The sequence below is a fragment of the Roseovarius sp. B08 genome, from assembly GCF_051417955.1.
Lineage (GTDB): Bacteria > Pseudomonadota > Alphaproteobacteria > Rhodobacterales > Rhodobacteraceae > Roseovarius.
Genome location: NZ_JBPRLW010000001.1, coordinates 2708445 through 2725735 on the forward strand (window position 1 = coordinate 2708445; position 17291 = coordinate 2725735).

Annotated in this window: 15 protein-coding genes and 1 pseudogene; 1 reads left to right on the forward strand and 15 read right to left on the reverse strand. The window is 66.1% G+C overall.

The genetic code is table 11. The annotated features are described in order from the left end of the window. Nucleotides 1-26: 26 nt before the first annotated feature. The 4 genes from murC to ACSQ76_RS13720 all read right to left on the reverse strand — a co-directional run bounded on the left by murC (nt 27) and on the right by ACSQ76_RS13720 (nt 4773). Nucleotides 27-1424 (reverse strand): UDP-N-acetylmuramate--L-alanine ligase, encoded by a 1398-nt coding sequence (gene murC / locus ACSQ76_RS13705; protein ID WP_437158208.1) that lies wholly within the window; start codon nt 1422-1424, stop codon nt 27-29. Between the two features lie 29 nt (nt 1425-1453). Then, complete coding sequence (locus ACSQ76_RS13710) at nt 1454-2557, reverse strand: UDP-N-acetylglucosamine--N-acetylmuramyl-(pentapeptide) pyrophosphoryl-undecaprenol N-acetylglucosamine transferase (RefSeq protein WP_437157018.1); 1104 nt, start codon at nt 2555-2557, stop codon at nt 1454-1456. After that, complete coding sequence (gene ftsW / locus ACSQ76_RS13715; RefSeq protein WP_306130641.1) at nt 2554-3720, reverse strand: putative lipid II flippase FtsW; 1167 nt, start codon at nt 3718-3720, stop codon at nt 2554-2556. The genes ACSQ76_RS13710 and ftsW overlap by 4 nt, the downstream gene beginning before the upstream one ends. A 108-nt stretch (nt 3721-3828) precedes the next feature. Continuing rightward, nucleotides 3829-4773, reverse strand: coding sequence for a phytanoyl-CoA dioxygenase family protein (locus tag ACSQ76_RS13720; protein WP_437157019.1), 945 nt, complete (start codon nt 4771-4773; stop codon nt 3829-3831). A 126-nt stretch (nt 4774-4899) separates the two neighbouring features. Here ACSQ76_RS13720 and ACSQ76_RS13725 point away from each other — a divergent pair, with 126 nt between their 5' ends. Further along, nucleotides 4900-6081: an NAD(P)/FAD-dependent oxidoreductase gene (locus ACSQ76_RS13725; protein WP_437157020.1), complete on the forward strand. Its 1182-nt coding sequence runs from the start codon at nt 4900-4902 to the stop codon at nt 6079-6081. 148 nt (nt 6082-6229) lie between these two features. On the opposite strand, the gene murD is transcribed toward ACSQ76_RS13725, so the two are convergent. The 11 genes and pseudogenes from murD to ACSQ76_RS13780 all read right to left on the reverse strand — a co-directional run bounded on the left by murD (nt 6230) and on the right by ACSQ76_RS13780 (nt 17291). After that, nucleotides 6230-7627: a UDP-N-acetylmuramoyl-L-alanine--D-glutamate ligase gene (gene murD, locus ACSQ76_RS13730; RefSeq protein ID WP_437157021.1), complete on the reverse strand. Its 1398-nt coding sequence runs from the start codon at nt 7625-7627 to the stop codon at nt 6230-6232. Between the two features lie 72 nt (nt 7628-7699). Next, complete coding sequence (locus ACSQ76_RS13735; protein ID WP_437157022.1) at nt 7700-8107, reverse strand: ACT domain-containing protein; 408 nt, start codon at nt 8105-8107, stop codon at nt 7700-7702. Beyond that, nucleotides 8107-9189, reverse strand: a complete 1083-nt coding sequence (gene mraY / locus ACSQ76_RS13740) for a phospho-N-acetylmuramoyl-pentapeptide-transferase (RefSeq protein WP_437157023.1) — start codon at nt 9187-9189, stop codon at nt 8107-8109. Before mraY ends, ACSQ76_RS13735 begins: the two co-directional genes overlap by 1 nt. Then, nucleotides 9190-10631, reverse strand: a pseudogene (locus ACSQ76_RS13745) (UDP-N-acetylmuramoyl-tripeptide--D-alanyl-D-alanine ligase). Continuing rightward, nucleotides 10628-12127 carry a UDP-N-acetylmuramoyl-L-alanyl-D-glutamate--2,6-diaminopimelate ligase gene (locus ACSQ76_RS13750; RefSeq protein WP_437157024.1) on the reverse strand — a complete coding sequence of 500 codons (1500 nt, stop codon included), beginning with the start codon at nt 12125-12127 and terminating at the stop codon, nt 10628-10630. Before ACSQ76_RS13750 ends, ACSQ76_RS13745 begins: the two are co-directional and overlap by 4 nt. A 24-nt stretch (nt 12128-12151) precedes the next feature. Continuing rightward, nucleotides 12152-13936, reverse strand: coding sequence for a peptidoglycan D,D-transpeptidase FtsI family protein (locus ACSQ76_RS13755; protein WP_437157025.1), 1785 nt, complete (start codon nt 13934-13936; stop codon nt 12152-12154). Beyond that, nucleotides 13933-14277 carry a cell division protein FtsL gene (gene ftsL, locus ACSQ76_RS13760; RefSeq protein ID WP_306130650.1) on the reverse strand — a complete coding sequence of 115 codons (345 nt, stop codon included), beginning with the start codon at nt 14275-14277 and terminating at the stop codon, nt 13933-13935. The genes ACSQ76_RS13755 and ftsL overlap by 4 nt, the downstream gene beginning before the upstream one ends. Beyond that, complete coding sequence (gene rsmH, locus ACSQ76_RS13765; RefSeq protein ID WP_437157026.1) at nt 14277-15266, reverse strand: 16S rRNA (cytosine(1402)-N(4))-methyltransferase RsmH; 990 nt, start codon at nt 15264-15266, stop codon at nt 14277-14279. Before rsmH ends, ftsL begins: the two co-directional genes overlap by 1 nt. A 3-nt stretch (nt 15267-15269) precedes the next feature. Continuing rightward, on the reverse strand, nt 15270-15773 hold the full coding sequence (locus ACSQ76_RS13770) for a division/cell wall cluster transcriptional repressor MraZ (RefSeq protein WP_437157027.1): 504 nt from the start codon (nt 15771-15773) through the stop codon (nt 15270-15272). 829 nt (nt 15774-16602) lie between these two features. Further along, nucleotides 16603-16854 (reverse strand): hypothetical protein, encoded by a 252-nt coding sequence (locus ACSQ76_RS13775; protein WP_437158209.1) that lies wholly within the window; start codon nt 16852-16854, stop codon nt 16603-16605. Between the two features lie 8 nt (nt 16855-16862). After that, entirely contained in the window at nt 16863-17291 is a 429-nt protein-coding gene (locus ACSQ76_RS13780) for an imm11 family protein (protein WP_437157028.1), read from the reverse strand.

The following is a 17291-nucleotide window of genomic DNA, read 5'->3' on the forward strand; positions in this document are numbered from 1 at the left end:
TCCGAAAATTCCGGCCACCGCCACCATCAGCCCTTCAGCTTTTCCGGCAACCCGTTCGCCCAGCCGCTGATCGTACCCGCGCCCAGACACACCACCATGTCGCCCGGTTTCGCCTGTTCGCGCACCAGCCGCACCAGGTCCTCCTCGCCCAGGATCGCCCGCGCGTGCCGGTGGCCATGGGCAATCAGCCCTGCCACCAGGTCGTCGCGCGTGGCCCCGTCGATCGGGTCCTCGCCGGCGGCATAGACTTCGGCGATGGCGACCACGTCGGCATCGTTGAAGCACGCACAGAAATCGTCGAAAAGCGAATGCAGGCGGGAATACCGGTGCGGCTGATGCACCGCGATGATCCGTCCCTTGGTGGCCTGCCGCGCCGCCTTCAGCACGGCGGCGATCTCCACCGGGTGGTGGCCGTAATCGTCGATGATGGTCACCCCGTCCACCTCGCCCACGCGGGTAAATCGACGGTTCACGCCGCCGAACGCCGCCAGCGCCTCGCGGATCTCGTCCAGCTTCATGCCAAGCGATCGCGCCACGGCCACCGCGCTCAGCGCATTCGATACGTTATGGTCGCCCGGCATCGGCAGGGTGCAGCCTTCGATCACCTTGCCCTCGGCCTGCAACGCCACGTCGAAATGCGCCACGCCGGCCTCGTAGGTCAGGTTCATCGCCCGCACGTCGGCCTGCGCGTTGAACCCGAAAGTAATCACCCTCCGGTCGCTGATCTTGCCAACGAGAGTCTGCACGTCCGGATCATCGGTGCAGCAGATCGCCAGGCCATAAAACGGAATGTTCGACACGAAATCCAGGAACCCCTGGTGCAGCGCCTCTTCCGTGCCCCAATGCTCCATGTGCTCGGGGTCGATATTGGTCACGATGGCAATGGTCGCCGGCAGCCGGTTGAAGGTGCCGTCGCTCTCGTCGGCCTCCACAACCATCCACTCGCCCTGCCCCACGCGCGCGTTCGAGCCGTAAGCGTGAATGATCCCGCCATTGATCACCGTGGGGTCGTACTTGCCATGGTCCAACAGCGCCGCGACCATCGTCGTGGTCGTCGTCTTGCCATGTGTCCCCGCCACCGCCACGTTCGACTTCAGCCGCATCAGCTCGGCCAGCATCTCGGCCCGGCGCACCACCGGCAAGCCGCGCCGCCGCGCCTCGTCCAGTTCGGCATTGCCCGGCTTGATTGCCGACGAAATCACCACCACCTGCGCGTCGTCCAGGTTCGACGCCGCCTGGCCCTCGAAAATCGTCGCGCCGGCCTTTTCCAGCCGGTCGGTGATCTTCGACGTCTTCAGGTCCGAGCCCTGCACGGTATAGCCATGGTTCAGCAGGACCTCGGCAATGCCCGACATGCCGATCCCCCCGATGCCCACGAAATGAATGGGGCCCACGTCGCCCGGAAGTTTCAATGCCGCGTTCATCGGTTTGGCTCCTTCGAATGAAAGGTCCCTCATGACTGTCTGCTCCGTGCCAGTTCTTCTGTTATATCCGCAAGCGCCTGCGCCGCATCCGGCATGCCCACGCTCAGCGCCGCCCGTGACATCTGCAAGGCGCCATCGGGATTCGTCAGCACCGAGGCTATCTGCTCCGAAAGTGCGTCGACCTCAAGCCGCGATTCCGGGATCACGATCGCGCCCCCGGCCTTGGACAACCCCTTGGCATTGGCCGCCTGGTGGTCTTCCGTGGCGGCGGCAAAGGGGATCAGGATCGCGGGCCGTCCGATGACCGAGATGTCGGCCACCGAAGACGCCCCCGCCCGGCTGATCACCAGCTGCGCCTCGGACATCCGCGCCGGCACGTCGCGGAAGAACGGCTGCACGTCGGCATCGATCCCGTTCTCGGCATATAGCTTCGCCACCCGCTCGCCGTCCTCGTCGCGCGCCTGGTGGCTCACGCGGATGTTGCGCAGCACGTCCATCGGCAGGTTGGCGATTGCGGGCGGCACCACGTCGCTCAGGATACGCGCGCCCTGGCTGCCGCCGATCACCAGGATCGACATCGGGTAATCGCCCGGCGGAATGTATCCCGCGCCCGCGCGCTCACGCACCGCCAGCCGCACCGGGTTGCCCACATGCGTGCCCTCCACACCCTCGGGCAAGGCCGTGGGCCACGTGCCGCACAGCACCTTGTCGACACGCTTGGCGAACAGCTTGTTCACCCGCCCCAGCACGCCGTTCTGTTCGTGGATCATGCGGGGCCGCCGCAGGATCATCGCCGCACTCAGCGCCGGGATCGTCGGATACCCGCCGAAGCCCACAACAACGGCGGGCCTGTCGCGCAGCATCCGCAACGTCGCGCCCAGCACACCGCCAAGGATGTGAAACGGCGCCACCAGCTTGTTGAAAATTCCGCCCCGGGCAAAGGTCGCACTCGCCACCTGCTCGATCTCGACCGAATGCGGAAAGCCGCCGGTATAGCGCGCGCCCCGCGCATCGGTCGACAGCTTCACCCGCCAGCCCCGCCGCAGCATCGCCTCAGCCAGGCTCTGCGCGGGAAACATGTGCCCACCCGTGCCGCCCGCCGCGATCACCAGAAGGGGGGAACGTTCGCTCATCTCGGACGCGCCCTCAGGATGTCGTTGATCTCGCCCTGCGGACGGCTGCGGGTAAAGGCGAACAGCATCCCCACCGCGATCCCCGTCGCGATCAGCGACGAGCCGCCATAGCTCACGAATGGCAGGGTCATACCCTTGGCCGGCAACAGCCGCACGGCGACGCCCATGTTGATCATCGCCTGCACGCCGAACATCGCCACAAGGCCCGTGCCCGCCAGCCGGATGAACGGATCGCGCTCGCGCATCAGGCGGCTCAGCGACCGCACCACGATGCTGGCGTAAAGCACGATGATCGCCAGCACCAGGATCAGCCCGTATTCCTCGGCCGCCACGGCGATGATGAAATCCGTATGCGCGTCGGGCAGCGACCATTTCACCGACCCCTCGCCCACGCCCACGCCAAAAAACCCGCCCTCGCGGATCGCGTTGGTGGCAAAGCCCAGCTGCGTATTGGGGTCCACGTCCGGGCTCAGGAACCCGTCGATCCGCCGCGCGAAGTGTTCCGAATTGGAGTAGGCCAGCGAGCCCGCGAACACCACGATCCCCGCGATCAGCACCAGCAGCACGATCGGCGCCCCGGCCACGAAATACATCACGCCCCAGCCGAAGAGCACCAGGCACGCCTGCCCGAAATCCGGCTGCATCGCGAGCAGGGCCACGATGATCACCGCCAGGACAAAGCTCAGCCGTACCCCCGGCGGTCCGTTGATCTCCTTGCTCGCGGCCAGCATCCAGGCGGTCACCACCACAAAACCGGGTTTCAGGAATTCAGAGGGTTGCAGGCTGGCGAACCCGAGGCTGTACCACCGCACCGCCCCTTTGCCGAAATCCGTGCCGAAAAACGGCAGCATCGCCATCGCGAGGAACGCCACGACGAAGCCCAGCACCGACAACCGCCGCACTAGGAGCGGGCTCATCATCGACGTCAGCAGCATCGCCCCCAATGCCATGAAGCCGAAGGCCGCTTGCCGTTTCACGTAATGAAACTGCTCGAACCCGTTCTTTTCCGCCAGCGGCACCGAGGCCGCCAGCCCCAGCAGAAGCCCGATCCCGAACAGGATCAGCACGCAGGAAATCGACCACTTGTCGAGGGTCCGCCACCATTTGGGGAGGATCGGTTCGCCGCCCTGCACGGGGGCCGCACCATACACCATTTCTGTCATTTGAATCCGCCGAACACTGCCTCTTGCCCCTCTTTTGCCGGGGGCGTTCGGTCCAGTATAGCAGCAGTTTTGCCCGGTGGGAAGCATTCTGCATCCACCGGGTCGCCTTTACCCGGTCAGATTGCCGGAAACCGTGCGGATCGCCTCGGGCGTCGCGCGGTTGGCCAGGAAGTCGGGCCGCGGACCACGGGCGGCATAAGGCCGGGTCAGCGCGTTCGACATCGCGTTGTAGACAAAGAACGCATTGGCCCGCGGATCGGGCGTGATGTTCCCGTTCGAGCCGTGCAGCGTGTTGCAGTCAAAGAAGATCACCGTACCGGTGTCCCCCTGCGCCGACGCGATGCCACCGGCCTCCCGCGCCATCCGGTCGATCGTCTCGGGCTGCGGCACACCGACCTTCTGCTCTTTCAGCGAGGTCTCGTGGTTGTCCTTGGGCGTCTCGCCCACGCAGCTGATGAACACGTTCTGCGATCCCGGCACCAGCAGCAGCGGGCCATTGTGCGGCCCGTTCGGCGTCAGCAGCACCGAGGCCGACGCCGCGCGCATCCGCGGCATCCCGTCCTCGGCATGCCAGGTCTCGAAATCCGAGTGCCAGTAGAACTCCTTGCCGGCGAACCCCGGTTTGTAGTTCAGGCGCGACTGGTGCAGGTACACCTGGTCGCCCAGAAGGAACTCGGCCACGCCAGCCAGGCGGCGATCGCAGGCCAGACGGCGGAATGCCTTGGAGTGATCGTCGAGGCGAAAGACGGTGCGCACCGCGTCGCTGTCGGGCTCGTGGATCAGGTCGTCGTCGGGAATGTCCCCGCCGCCTTCGCGCAGCTTGTCCGCGGTCTCGGTCAGCAGTGCCAGTTCGTCCTTCTCGAACATGTCGTGCCGCACCAGAAAACCGTGCTCGGCATAGTGCTCCGCTTCCTCCTTGGCGATCGGCGCGTCTTCAGACCAGTCGGACCAAAGCACGGGGTCCTTGCGCTCACTCAGTCGTTCCTCGCCCGGTACGCGGGTCGGATACTCGTCCTGAGCAGTCAGCACGTCGGGTTTTGTCTGGATATTCATGTGACTCCTCCACTCGTATTGGGTTGCGAGACGTCAACCCCGCCAAGCGCCCCATGTTCCAATGACAGGCACCGTACCCAGCAGCGCCATCTTGACGCCCGTCCGTCGCTGGGGCACGGGAACGGCATGAACGTCACCACCCTGATCCTCGGCGCCGGCGCCGCCGGCATGATGTGCGCGGCTCATTCGGGGCCGGAGACGCTTGTCGTGGATCATGCACGCGCCCCCGGCGAAAAGATCCGCATCTCCGGCGGCGGGCGCTGCAACTTCACCAACCTGCATACCGCGCCCGGCAATTTTCTCGGGCAGAACCCGCATTTCCACAAATCCGCGCTCAGCCGCTACACCCAATGGGATTTCATCGACCTTCTCGCCCGCCACGGCATCACCTGGCACGAAAAGACCCTGGGACAGCTCTTCTGCGACGGCAAATCCCCCCAGATCATCCAGATGCTGCGTGACGAGATGGCGGCGGCCGGGGCCACGCTCTGGCTGCAAACCACCGTGGGCGAGATTTCTCATGACGGCACCCGCTTCACCGTAACGCTCGACCGCGAAGGCATGCGCCACATCGTCACCGCCCGCAACCTCGTGCTGGCGACGGGCGGCAAGTCCATCCCTGCCATGGGCGCCACTGGCCTCGCCTACGACATCGCCCGCCAGTTCGGCCATGCCGTCACCGACACGCGCCCCGCGCTCGTCCCGCTCACCTTCTCCGACAAGCGCTTCGCGCCCATCTCCGGCATCGCCGCCCCCGCCCGCGTGACGGCAAACGATACCAGCTTCGCCGAGGCCGTCCTGTTCACCCATCGCGGCCTCTCGGGCCCCGCGATCCTGCAAGCCTCCTCCTACTGGCACGAAGGCGAGGCGATCACCCTCGACCTCGACCCCGACGCCAGCCTCTACGACACCCTCCGCGCCCAGCGCCAGGCCGAGGGCCGCCGCGCCCTCACCACCGAGCTTGCCCGCCACCTGCCCGCCCGCCTCGTCGAGCACCTCACCCCCGCGCTGTCCCTTTCGGGCAATCTTGCCGACCAGTCCGACGCCCGGCTCGCGGAAATCACCGACGCCCTGCGCCAGTGGCATCTCAAGCCCACCGGCTCCGAAGGCTACCGCACCGCCGAGGTCACCCTGGGCGGCATCGCCACCGACCGCATCTCGTCAAAGACCATGCAAAGCCGCGACGTCCCGGGCCTCTACATGATCGGCGAGGCCGTCGACGTCACCGGCTGGCTCGGCGGCTACAACTTCCAATGGGCCTGGTCCACTGGCTGGGCCGCTGGCACCGCCATCGCCGCGGCAGGCTGACCTGCTCTTCTTCTGGCCATAAATATCCCGGGGAGCGCGAGGGGCTGGCCCCTCGCATGCGCAACGTCAAAGCCCAACCACCCGTCCCAGGCTTGACCCTGCCTGCCCCGGGCTTGACCTGGGGGGACCTCCTCCTTGGGGCGCGCCGCTAAAGCCGCGCCTTCACCTCGGCTATGAAATCCTCACCCCGCCGCTCGAAGCTGTCGTATTGATCGAAACTCGCCGCCGCCGGGGCCAGCAGCACGGTCTCGCCGGGCTGCGCATCCTCCATCGCCCGCATCACCGCATGGCTCATCGTCGTGCAGACCTCCGCATCGACATCGCCAAGCTGCAGCGCGAACCCAGCCGCCTCGCGCCCGATGACATAGGCCTTGGTCACGTGTGACAACGCCGGCGCCAGTCCCGCCAACCCGCCTTCCTTCTCCAACCCGCCACAGATCCAGCGGATCCGGTCGAACGCCAGCAGCGCCATCAGCGCCGCATCCACGTTCGTCGCCTTGCTGTCGTTGACGAAACTCACGCCGTCCTTCTCGGCCACCAGCTGGCTGCGATGCGGCAGGCCCGCAAAGCTCTGCATCGCGGCCTCGATCACCTTGGGGTTCAGCCCCAGCGTCCGGCACGCGGCAAAGGCGCAGCAGGCATTCTGGTGATTGTGCTCCCCCGGCAGGCCCTTGATCTTCCGCAGGTCGATCGACCCCACCTGCCGCGCCTTGCGATACTCCGACAGGAACCCCTTGCGGGCAAAGACCTGCCATCCCGGCCCGGTCAGCTTGCGGTCCACCGACACCCGGATCACCCGGTCGTCGCCCGGCGCTTCCGCCATCTGCCCCGCCAGGAACAGCCCCTCGGGCTCGTCCACGCCGATCACCGCCCGGTCCGGCCCGCCTTCCGCGAACAGCCGCCGCTTGGCCGCGAAATAGCCCCCCAGCCCGCCATGCCGGTCCAGGTGATCGGGGCTGAGGTTGGTAAACACCGCCACATCCGGCGTCAGCGCGCGCGCCAGCTCGGTCTGATAGCTGCTCAGTTCCAGCACCACCACGTCACCATCCCCCGGCGGGTCGATATCCAGCACGCCACGCCCGATATTCCCGGCCAGCTGCACCTCGCGCCCCGCCTCCTGCAATATGTGGTGTATCAGCGCCGAGGTCGTCGACTTCCCGTTCGACCCGGTCACGGCAATCACCCGTGGCGGCGCGTCGAAACTGTTCCACTCATTCGTCGCCAGCGACCGGAAAAAGAGGCCGATATCGTTGTCCACCGGCACGCCCGCTTCTTGGGCGGCGGCCACGATCTTGTTGGGCTCAGGGTAAAGATGCGGAATGCCGGGGCTTACGATCAGCGCGGCGACATCGGCAAAATCCTCCGCCGAGCGGAACTGCCGGATATCGAACCCTTCCTCGGCGGCGCCCTCCCGCGCCGCCGGGTTGTCGTCCCAGCACAGCACGTCCGCGCCGCCCGCCCGCAGCGCCCGCGCCGCCGACAGCCCCGACCGCCCCAGGCCCAGCACCGCCACGCATTGCCCTTCCACTCCCCGAACCGGTATCACGTCCAACGCCTCCGAACTGGTGTTTCGAATTGGCTACCCGATCCCCGCCCGCGTGACCAGAGATTGCCGATGTCACTCCGCCTGCCGCGCCACGTCCTGCAGGATCGTCATCGCCTTCCCGGCCAGCTCCTCGGGCACGAAGACATGATCGTGATGATAGGCCGCGACCACGTTGCAGGGGATCAGCGCCTCGGCCAGCGCGCCGGCCACCGCCGCCGTCAGCCCTACCCCGTCGAGCGCCGAATGCACCGACAGGGTGATCCGGCTCATCGGCATCTCCATGGGGAAATCCAGATCCCGCGCCACTTCATCCGGCAGGATCAGCGATACGCCCTCATCCTCGCCAAAGACCGCCAGCGCATGCGGCCGCGCGCGCTCCGCCAGGTCCCGATCGTCCGTCGTGCAGAAATGCCAGGTCTCGGCGTCGCGCACCGGCGCCATGCCCTTGATCATGCCCCTGGTGTCGCGGACCGTCGCCATCACCGCACCTTCAGCGTCGCCAGCCCAATCATCGCCAGAATCAGCGCGATGATCCAGAAGCGGATGACGATCTGCGGCTCGGCCCAGCCCTTTTTCTCGTAATGGTGGTGGATCGGCGCCATCAGGAACACGCGCTTGCCGGTGCGCTTGAAATACATCACCTGGATGATGACGCTCAGCGCCTCGACCACAAAGATGCCGCCGACGATGCCCAGCACGATCTCGTGCTTGGCCGCCACTGCGATGGCCCCCAGCGCGCCGCCCAGGGCCAGCGACCCGGTGTCGCCCATGAAGACCGCCGCCGGCGGCGCGTTATACCACAGAAACCCAAGGCCGCCCCCGGCCAGCCCCGCCACGAAGACCAGGATCTCCCCCGTCCCCGGCACGTAGTGCACATCCAGATACTCGGTAAAGTCGACCCGTCCCACGGCATAGGCGATGATCCCCAGCGTCACGGCGGCGATCATCACCGGCATGATCGCCAGCCCATCAAGGCCATCGGTCAGGTTGACGGCATTCGCCGCCCCCACGATCACGAACATCGCAAAGGGGATGAAGAACAGACCCATGTTGATCAGCGTGTCCTTGAACACCGGCAGCGCCAATTGGTACTGCAATTCACTGGGGTGGTACATGCTGGCCCAATAGGCCGCCACGCCTGCGATCAGAAACCCCAGAGCCAGCCTTACCTTGCCCGGCACGCCCTTGTGGTTCTGCTTGCTGACCTTGGCGTAGTCGTCCCAGAACCCGATCAGGCCAAAACACATGGTCACGAACAGCACCAGCCAGACAAAAGGGTTGTCCAGCCGCGCCCAGAACAGCGTCGAGGTCAGCAGCGCGCCGACGATCAGCAGCCCCCCCATCGTGGGCGTGCCCGACTTCGCCAAGTGCCCTTCGGGGCCGTCGCTGCGGATGGGCTGGCCCTTGCCCTGGGTCCGGCGCAGCACGTTGATCAGCGGAGGTCCGAAGATGAAGCCGAAAACCAGCGCGGTCAGGAACGCCCCGCCCGAGCGGAAGGTGATATAGCGAAACAGGTTGAAGACGTCGCCGCCATCCGACAATTCGGTTAACCAGTAAAGCATTCAAACGTCCTCTTTTTCCGCGACGGCCTGCGCCAGACGGCGCAGCGCGGTGACAACTTCGCTGACGCGGCTGCCCTTCGAGCCCTTCACCAGGATCACGTCGCCCGCATCCACCAGACGGTGCGCCTCGGCGGCCAGGTCCGCCGCGGTTTCCGTCCAGCGGCCCCTTTGCGCCTCCGGCAGCGCGTCGTAAAGGGTTTTCATGCGCGGACCGACACAATGGATGACCTGCACCTGGTCCATGAAGGGAAGTTTCGCGATGTCGCGGTGCATCCGCGCCTCGTCCGGGCCCAGTTCCAGCATGTCGCCCAGAATGGCGATCCGCCGCCCCGCGGACACCCGCCCGATGTCGTCGCGCACCCTGGCGGCGGCCAGAACTTCCAGCGCCGCGGCCATCGAGGTCGGGTTGGCGTTGAACGCGTCGTCGATCAACTCGATCGACATCGCCTCCTCGACCGCGTCCAGCACCAGCACCTCGCGCGTGCCGCGCCCCTTGTACGGCCGCCACAGGCCCAGGTCGCAGACCACCACGTCCCGGTCGGCCCCCATCGCCTGCGCGGCGGCGATGACCGCCAGCGCGTTCAGCGCGAAATGCCGGCCCGGCGTGCCGACCTTGAACAGGATCTCCTCGCCCGCGACCTCTGCCTTGCCCACGGTGGCGGCGTCATGCACCGTCACGTCGGTCAGCCGGATGTCGACCCCTCCGCGGTTCCGAACCGCACCACCGTCCCGGCCTTCGCGCGTGCCGCGTCTTCCAGTATATCCGCCGTGCCGACGTCGGCGTTGATCACCGCCGTGCCGCCCGGCTCCAACCCGTCGAATATCGCAGCCTTCTCCCGCGCAATCCCCTCGATATTCTCGAACGCCTCCAGATGCGCCGCCGCGATGGTGGTGATCAGCGCCACGTGCGGGCGCGCCATCACGGCCAGCGGCGAAATCTCTCCGGGATGGTTCATCCCGATCTCGATCACCGCGAACTGGGTGTCGCGCGGCATCCGCGCCAGCGTCAGCGGCACGCCCCAATGATTGTTGTAACTCGCCTCGGCGGCATGTGTCTTGCCCTGCCCCTGCAATGCGGCGCGCATCATCTCCTTGGTCGAGGTCTTGCCCACCGACCCGGTGATCGCCACCACCTTCGCATCCGTTCGCGCCCGCGCCGCCCGGCCCAGGTCCTCCAGCGCCGGCAGCACCTCGTCCACGATCAGAAGCGGCGCATCAGCGGCCACGCCCTCGGGGACGCGCGCAACCAATGCAGCCGCCGCGCCATTCTCCAGCGCCTGCGCCACGAAGTCATGCCCGTCGCGCACGTCTTTCAGCGCCACGAACAAATCGCCCGGTTGCATTGTCCGGGTGTCGATCGACACGCCCGTCGCGGTCCAGTCGCAGGTGCTGCGTCCGCCCGTGGCCGCCACGGCCTCCCGCGCTGTCCACAAAACGCTCACGCCACGCCCCCGTCCAGCGCCGAGACCGCCACGCTCGCCTGTTCGCAATCGTCGAAGGGAAAGGTGTCGTCACCCACGACCTGCCCGGTCTCGTGCCCCTTGCCGCAAATCAGCAGCGCATCGCCCGGACCCAGCATGTCGACACCGCGCAAAATCGCCTCGGCCCGGTCGCCCACTTCGATGGCCCGGTCCTCGCCGCCGGCCTGGCGCACTCCCTCCATCACAGCGGCGCGAATGTCGCCCGGCGTCTCGCTGCGCGGGTTGTCGTCGGTCACGATCACCGCGTCGGCATTTTCCGCCGCCGCGCGCCCCATCAGGGGCCGCTTGCCCCGGTCGCGGTCACCGCCCGCGCCCACGATCGCCACCATCCGGCCCAGCACATGCGGGCGCAGCGCGTAAAGCGCGGTCGACACCGCCTCGGGCGTGTGGGCGTAATCCACGAACACCGCCGCCCCGCTGGAGCGCGTCGCCGCCAGCTGCATCCGGCCCCGCACCGTGCGCATCACCGGCAGCGTCGCAAACACCCGGTCCGGGTCAGCCCCTGCACCGATGGCCAGCCCGGCGGCCAGCATCACATTGTCGGTCTGAAAGCCGCCGATCAGGTTCAGCTCCACCTGGTGGACCTGCCCGCGCCAGGAAAACCGCAAGGTCTGCCCGGTGGGCGAGAACACCCGGTTCAGGATCCGCAGGTCCGCCCCTTCGGCCCGGCCCACCGCCAGCACGTCCTGCCCCCGGCCATGGGCGACGTCCGCCATGCCCGGCCCGCGCGGGTCGTCCACGTTGATCACGGCCACGCCGTCCTCGGGCAGGACCCGCTCGAACAGGCCCGCCTTGGCGTTGAAGTAGTCGTCGAAATCGGCGTGGTAATCCAGATGATCCTGGCTCAGGTTCGTGAACCCCGCCGCCACCAGACGCACGCCGTCCAGCCGCCGCTGCGCCAAACCGTGGCTCGACGCCTCCATCGCCGCATGGGTGATGCCGTTGGCCTCGGCCTCGGCCAGCACCCGGTGCAGCGTGATCGGCTCGGGCGTGGTATGCGCCAGCGGCGCCTCCCACGCGCCCTCGACGCCGGTGGTGCCAAGGTTCACCGCCTCCAGCCCCAGCGCCATCCAGATCTGCCGCGTGAAACTCGCCACCGATGTCTTGCCGTTGGTGCCTGTCACCGCCACCATCGTCTCGGGCTGCGCGCCGAACCACAATGCGGCGGCGAACGACAGCGTCTGGCGCGGGTCCTCGGCCACCACCAGCGCGGCATCGCTGTCGGCCAGTTCCTCGGCCGCCAGCGCCACGCCCTCGGGGTCGGTCAGGATCGCCGCCGCCCCCATGCGCAGCGCATAGGAAATGAACTGGCCGCCATGCACGCGGCTTCCCGGCAACGCCGCGAACAAGGACCCGTCCTTCACCTCGCGGCTGTCCACCGCCAGCCCGGTGATCTCAGCCCGCCGGCCCCCCTGGGCGGTCAGGCCCAGCTCTGCCAAGGATTTGCTCTGCCCCACGCCTTCGGCCTTTGTCTCAACCCGTCAATTCGATGTCAGCGTTATACCTGTTAATGGCGCGGGTTCAATCTCGGGCCGCAGCCCCAGAAGCGGCGCGACGCGACGTGTGATTTCCGCCGCCACCGGCACCGTGGTCCAGCCTGCCGTCCGGCGCGGCTCGGGGCCCGTGGTCTCCACCGGCTCGTCCAGTGTCACCACCAGAACGTAGCGCGGATCATGCGCCGGGAACACGCTGGCGAAGGTGGCGATCACCTTGTCCTCGTAATACCCGCCGCTGGGCTTCGGCTTGTCCGCTGTCCCTGTCTTGCCACCCACTGCGTAGCCATCGACCTCGGCGAAAGAGGCCGTGCCCTCGGTGACCACATCGCGCAGCATCTGCATCGTCTCGGCCGCCGCACGCTCCGACATCACCCGGGGCCCCAGCTGCCCCTTGGGCTGCTTGATCACCGTCGGCTTCACCAGCCGCCCGCCATTGGCGATGGTCGCATACCCCGCCGCCAGGTGCAGCGGGCTCGATGACAACCCGTGCCCGTAGGAAATCGTCATCAGCGACAGATCGGTCCATTTCGAGGGCAAAAGCGGCTTGCCGCCCTCCGCCTCGACAATCTCGAACGGCGTCGGCTCGAAAAAGCCCAGCGACTTGAGGAAATCCTGCTGCCGGTCGATTCCGATCATCTGCGCGATGCGCGCGGTGCCGATATTGGACGACTTGACCAGCACCGTTTTGACATCCAGCTCGTTGCCGTAATTGCGAAAATCGCGAATCCGGTACTTGCCGAAGCGCAGCGGCCCCTTGGTGTCGATCATCGTCGACGGATTCACCAGCCCAAGGTCCAGCGCCTGCGCGACGGTGAACGCCTTGAAAACCGAGCCCAGCTCATAGACACCCTGCACCGCCCGGTTGAACAGCGGGCTGTCGCCGGGCTTTTCCCCGGCAATCGACGGGCGGGGGCGGTCGTTGGGGTCGAAATCCGGCAGGCTGGCCAGCGCCACGACCTCGCCGGTCTGCACCTCCATCAGCACAGCCGCCGCGCCCTTGGCGTTCATCAGCATCATGCCGCCCTGCAACACCCGCTCGACCGCCGACTGCACCGACAGGTCGATCGACAGTTGCAACGGCTTGTGCCCCATCGCCGGATCGCGCAACCGCTTGTCATAGAACTTCTCGACGCCCGCGACACCGATCACTTCCGCCGCGTGCACGCCCTCGCGCCCGAAACTCGCACCGCCCAAGACATGCGCGGCCAGCTTGCCGTTGGGATAAAGCCGCATTTCGCGCGGCCCGAACAGCAGCCCCGGCTCGCCGATGTCATGCACCGCCTGGCGCTGCTCGGGGCTCAGCTTCTTCTTCACCCACAGGAACTTGCGCTTGCCCGTGAAATCCCGCTTCAGCCGATCGACCTTCAGATCCGGGAAGATCGCCGCCAGTGCCTCGGCCGCCCGCTCGGGCTCGACCATCTGCTGGGGCTGGGCATACAGGCTGTAGGTCTCGAAATTCGTGGCCAGGATGCGTCCCTCGCGGTCCACGATATCGGCCCGCTGCGCCACGATATCGGCGCCCGCGAACCCGGTGCGCGGCTCTTCGGGGTCGGTATTGGCCAGCACGCCCATGCGCCCGCCAATGACCGCAAAGGCGCAGACAAAGAACGCCCCCATCACCAACAGGCGCCCCTCGGCGCGCATCCGCGCACGGTCGCGCGTCTCCTCGTGGCGCAGGCGGATGTTCTCGCGCTCGATGGCGTCGGGGTTCTCGCCCGCTTCCCGGGCCTTCAGGATACGCGCCAGCGGGCGCAAGGGGGTGCGGATCATGGCTGCTGCTCCCGTTCCATCACGTCGATGACATTGGAAATCGGCAAGGGCCCCTCGGACGGATAGGCCACCTGATCGATCTTGCCGAACTGGTAGGGCTGGAACGGCAACAGCCCCAGCTGATCGAAATTGATCTCGACCAGGTCGCGCAGCCGATCGGGCCGGTTCAGATAGGCCCATTCCGCGTTCAGCACGCGCAGACGCTGGCGCTGGTCCGCTATCTTTTGCTGCACCGCTTCCGACCGCGACAGCGCGGCCTGCGTTTCATAGTTTTCCCGGTAGGCCCAGAAGGCCAGTGCGATGACCATGACGGCGGTCATGACGTAGAAAAAACTGCGCATTACCTGTCCCCTCGTCGATTATGCGTCTTCGGCATCGGCATCCCGATGCGGCCCCTGTCCACCGGCCGCGGCGCGGCATCGGTCCGCTGGGCGACACGCAGCTTGGCACTGCGCGCCCGCGGGTTTTCCGCCAGTTCTGCCTCGTCCGGCCCGATCGCCTTGCGCGTGTCCTGCCGGAATGTCGGCGGGTCGCTCTCCACCACCGGCGCGTGACGGCTGCCACCGCCGGTATTCCCGGTCTTTTCGGCCAGAAAGCGCTTCACCATCCGGTCCTCGATGGAATGGAACGTCACCACGGCCAGTTGCCCGCCGGGCTTCAACGCCCGCTCGGCGGCCTCCAGCCCCTCCACCAGCTCGCCATACTCATCATTCACCGCGATGCGGATCGCCTGAAAGCTGCGCGTCGCGGGATGCACCTGCCCCGGCTTGGGACGCGGCAGGCATCCCTCGATGATTTCCGCCAGTTGCAGCGTCGTGACGATCGGCACGTCCTCGCGCTTCTTCACGATGGCCTTTGCTATCCGCCGGCTCGCCCGCTCCTCGCCGTAAAGAAACAGGATGTCGGCCAGGTCCGCCTCGTCCATGGCATTCACCATATCGGCGGCACTCGGCCCCGCCTGGCTCATCCGCATGTCCAGCGGCCCGTCCTTCATGAAGGAAAACCCCCGCTCGGCCCGGTCCAGCTGCATCGACGACACGCCCAGGTCCAGCACCACGCCATCCAGCTCCGTCCCATACTCATCCAGCTTGGAAAACGTCCCCTGCACCAGTTCCACCCGGTCGTCGGCCCACTCGGCGGCCAACTCTATGGCAAGCGGGTCGCGATCCACGCCGATCACGGTGTCGGCCCCGGCCTCCAGCAGGCGGCGGGTATAGCCGCCCGCCCCCAAGGTGCCGTCCAGCCACGTGCCGGTCACCGGCGCCACGGCGCGAAGAATCGGCTCTATGAGAACGGGAACATGGGGATGGTTTGCGGCAGCATTCCCCATCGCTCATTCCTCCCCGGGCGGATCTATCAGGGTCAGCGGATCGAAATCGCCGTCCTGCTCTTCCAGGAAGGCCGCGGTCTCCGCCGCCTCGACCTCATCATAGGTCGCCGCGTTCCATATCTCGAAATAATCGCCCATCGCGACCATCACCGCCTCGCCTTCCAGCCCGATCTGCAGACGCAACCGCTGGGGCAGCACGATGCGCCCGTCCTTGTCCACTTCCGTGTCCCAGGACTTGCCCAGGATCATGCGGCTCGCGCGTTTACGCGCGTCCGACCCGCGCGGCAGCTTGCGGATGCCTTCCTCGATCTCGGCCATGGCATCGATCGTGTAGGCGTGAAGACAGTTTTTCAGATGCGGCCCGTGCAGCACGACGACACGCGGCAGCGGGACTTCGGGGCAGCGCGGATCGCCATCGGCCAGCACAGCGCGAAAATCGGCAGGGATCGACATCCGACCCTTGCCGTCAACCTTCTGGTTGAACTCGCCTCTGAAGCTCAGAACCACTGTCCGGCCCGTCCCTCGTTCCCCCGCGTTTCAAAAGTGCCGCCCGAAACACGAAACGGCGGATTGAGCTGCTGCCACTGCCCAATCCGCCGCCCTCGTCCCGCTCTCGCGGGGTGTCCAGCTGCGCGCGCCACCTGGGGGGATGTCTGCTCGCCCGCGCGCCGGATCTCTTCGTTCTGATGAAGCGGGTACCTGTATGAAACCTGCTCTGGTCTTTGTTGTTTTTCGGGGTCGTTGTGTGCCCCTGTGTCCGTCCTCATCGTGGTTAAAGGTATGACATGGTACTTCATGGAACTCAACGAAAAATTTGCGCATTGAGCTACATAATGTTGATTTCAGGTCCCCTCCCGATCAACATCCTGTGCCATCTGAAGCCATTTTGACGCAGCACCTAGCGCACTGCAGAATACTGAACACAAAATATGGTAGCGGAGAAGCTCAATGTAGTTTTCCCACGCTTTCCCAATATTTTTATCCAATTTCTCGAGATCTGGGATGCATCGCCGACTTTTTCAACGAATCCCACGCGAGTTCCATACCATGATCAGCAACGATTCGCACGATTCCGCCGAGGAATCCGTGAGGTCCCGAGGACCACCTTGCATCCATTCCCATGATTTCCCGGAGTGGAGCGCCATCGTACGCATGGGTGAAACCCGCGCACGCCCACCGGGCCCCGCCTCCTCGCGCCCGACGCGTGGGCTCTCGCCCACCCTACTCCCAAACATGTCCCGTAGGGTGGGTGAAAACCCACGCGCCTCCACGGTCGACCCGCCTGCGTCCATACCGTCGCGCGACAACGCCCCGTCGCGGATTCCCTAAAGCCGCCCTACCTGTCGTCCGTCACGGTGATTTCATCAAACCGCCATCCTTTACAGCCAACGGTCTCTGCCATCCCCTTGAACGCATCGGTGCAGACGACGGTTTTGGCCAGGGTATCACGCCAGATCAGCGCATCTCCCACACGCGACCGCAGCACCGCGCGCCCGGATCCCGAAATCGTGTTGAAATAGCTGCCGTCGCCACGCTCCCGAGGCACGATCCGCGTGCGGTCCTGATCCCAGCAATCCCGGCGCGCCAGAAGATTGGCTAGAAAAACGGCCCACCCGCGATCGGCGTCTTGCGGACATCATCCCAGGTGCGCTCCATGCGCACGAACTCGAACAAGGCAGGATCGACAGCCTCGATCACGTCCTTGAGACGCTCTGAAAACAAAGGGATGGCCTTGAGGCTTTCACCGAACGGCTTGATGACATCGAATGTCCGCTCTGCCTTGGGCCTGCTCACGCACCAGATCTTCTGAAACTCCGCACGGGTCTTGTCGGTAAACCTGCCACCCTTGACCGTGGCACCATACGACAACGGCCCGCCATGCTCGTATTTCATGTCGCGGCCGGGAACCCACTCGTCTTCATAATCGTCATAGTGGATCCGCTCACCATAGTCCGGTGCACGCGCGAACACGTAATCCAGGAAATCCGGCGTGCCGTAATTTGCTTCAAGCAAATAGCACTTCAT

What these genes read in the sequence shown, in the direction of transcription:
- murC (WP_437158208.1), bottom strand. Translation starts at nt 1,424, where the DNA reads ATGAACGCGGCATTGAAACTTCCGGGCGACGTGGGCCCCATTCATTTC.
- ACSQ76_RS13710 (WP_437157018.1), bottom strand. Translation starts at nt 2,557, where the DNA reads ATGAGCGAACGTTCCCCCCTTCTGGTGATCGCGGCGGGCGGCACGGGT.
- ftsW (WP_306130641.1), bottom strand. Translation starts at nt 3,720, where the DNA reads ATGACAGAAATGGTGTATGGTGCGGCCCCCGTGCAGGGCGGCGAACCG.
- ACSQ76_RS13720 (WP_437157019.1), bottom strand. Translation starts at nt 4,773, where the DNA reads ATGAATATCCAGACAAAACCCGACGTGCTGACTGCTCAGGACGAGTAT.
- ACSQ76_RS13725 (WP_437157020.1), top strand. Translation starts at nt 4,900, where the DNA reads ATGAACGTCACCACCCTGATCCTCGGCGCCGGCGCCGCCGGCATGATG.
- ACSQ76_RS13735 (WP_437157022.1), bottom strand. Translation starts at nt 8,107, where the DNA reads ATGGCGACGGTCCGCGACACCAGGGGCATGATCAAGGGCATGGCGCCG.
- mraY (WP_437157023.1), bottom strand. Translation starts at nt 9,189, where the DNA reads ATGCTTTACTGGTTAACCGAATTGTCGGATGGCGGCGACGTCTTCAAC.
- ACSQ76_RS13755 (WP_437157025.1), bottom strand. Translation starts at nt 13,936, where the DNA reads ATGATCCGCACCCCCTTGCGCCCGCTGGCGCGTATCCTGAAGGCCCGG.
- ftsL (WP_306130650.1), bottom strand. Translation starts at nt 14,277, where the DNA reads ATGCGCAGTTTTTTCTACGTCATGACCGCCGTCATGGTCATCGCACTG.
- rsmH (WP_437157026.1), bottom strand. Translation starts at nt 15,266, where the DNA reads ATGGGGAATGCTGCCGCAAACCATCCCCATGTTCCCGTTCTCATAGAG.
- ACSQ76_RS13780 (WP_437157028.1), bottom strand. Translation starts at nt 17,291, where the DNA reads ATGAAGTGCTATTTGCTTGAAGCAAATTACGGCACGCCGGATTTCCTG.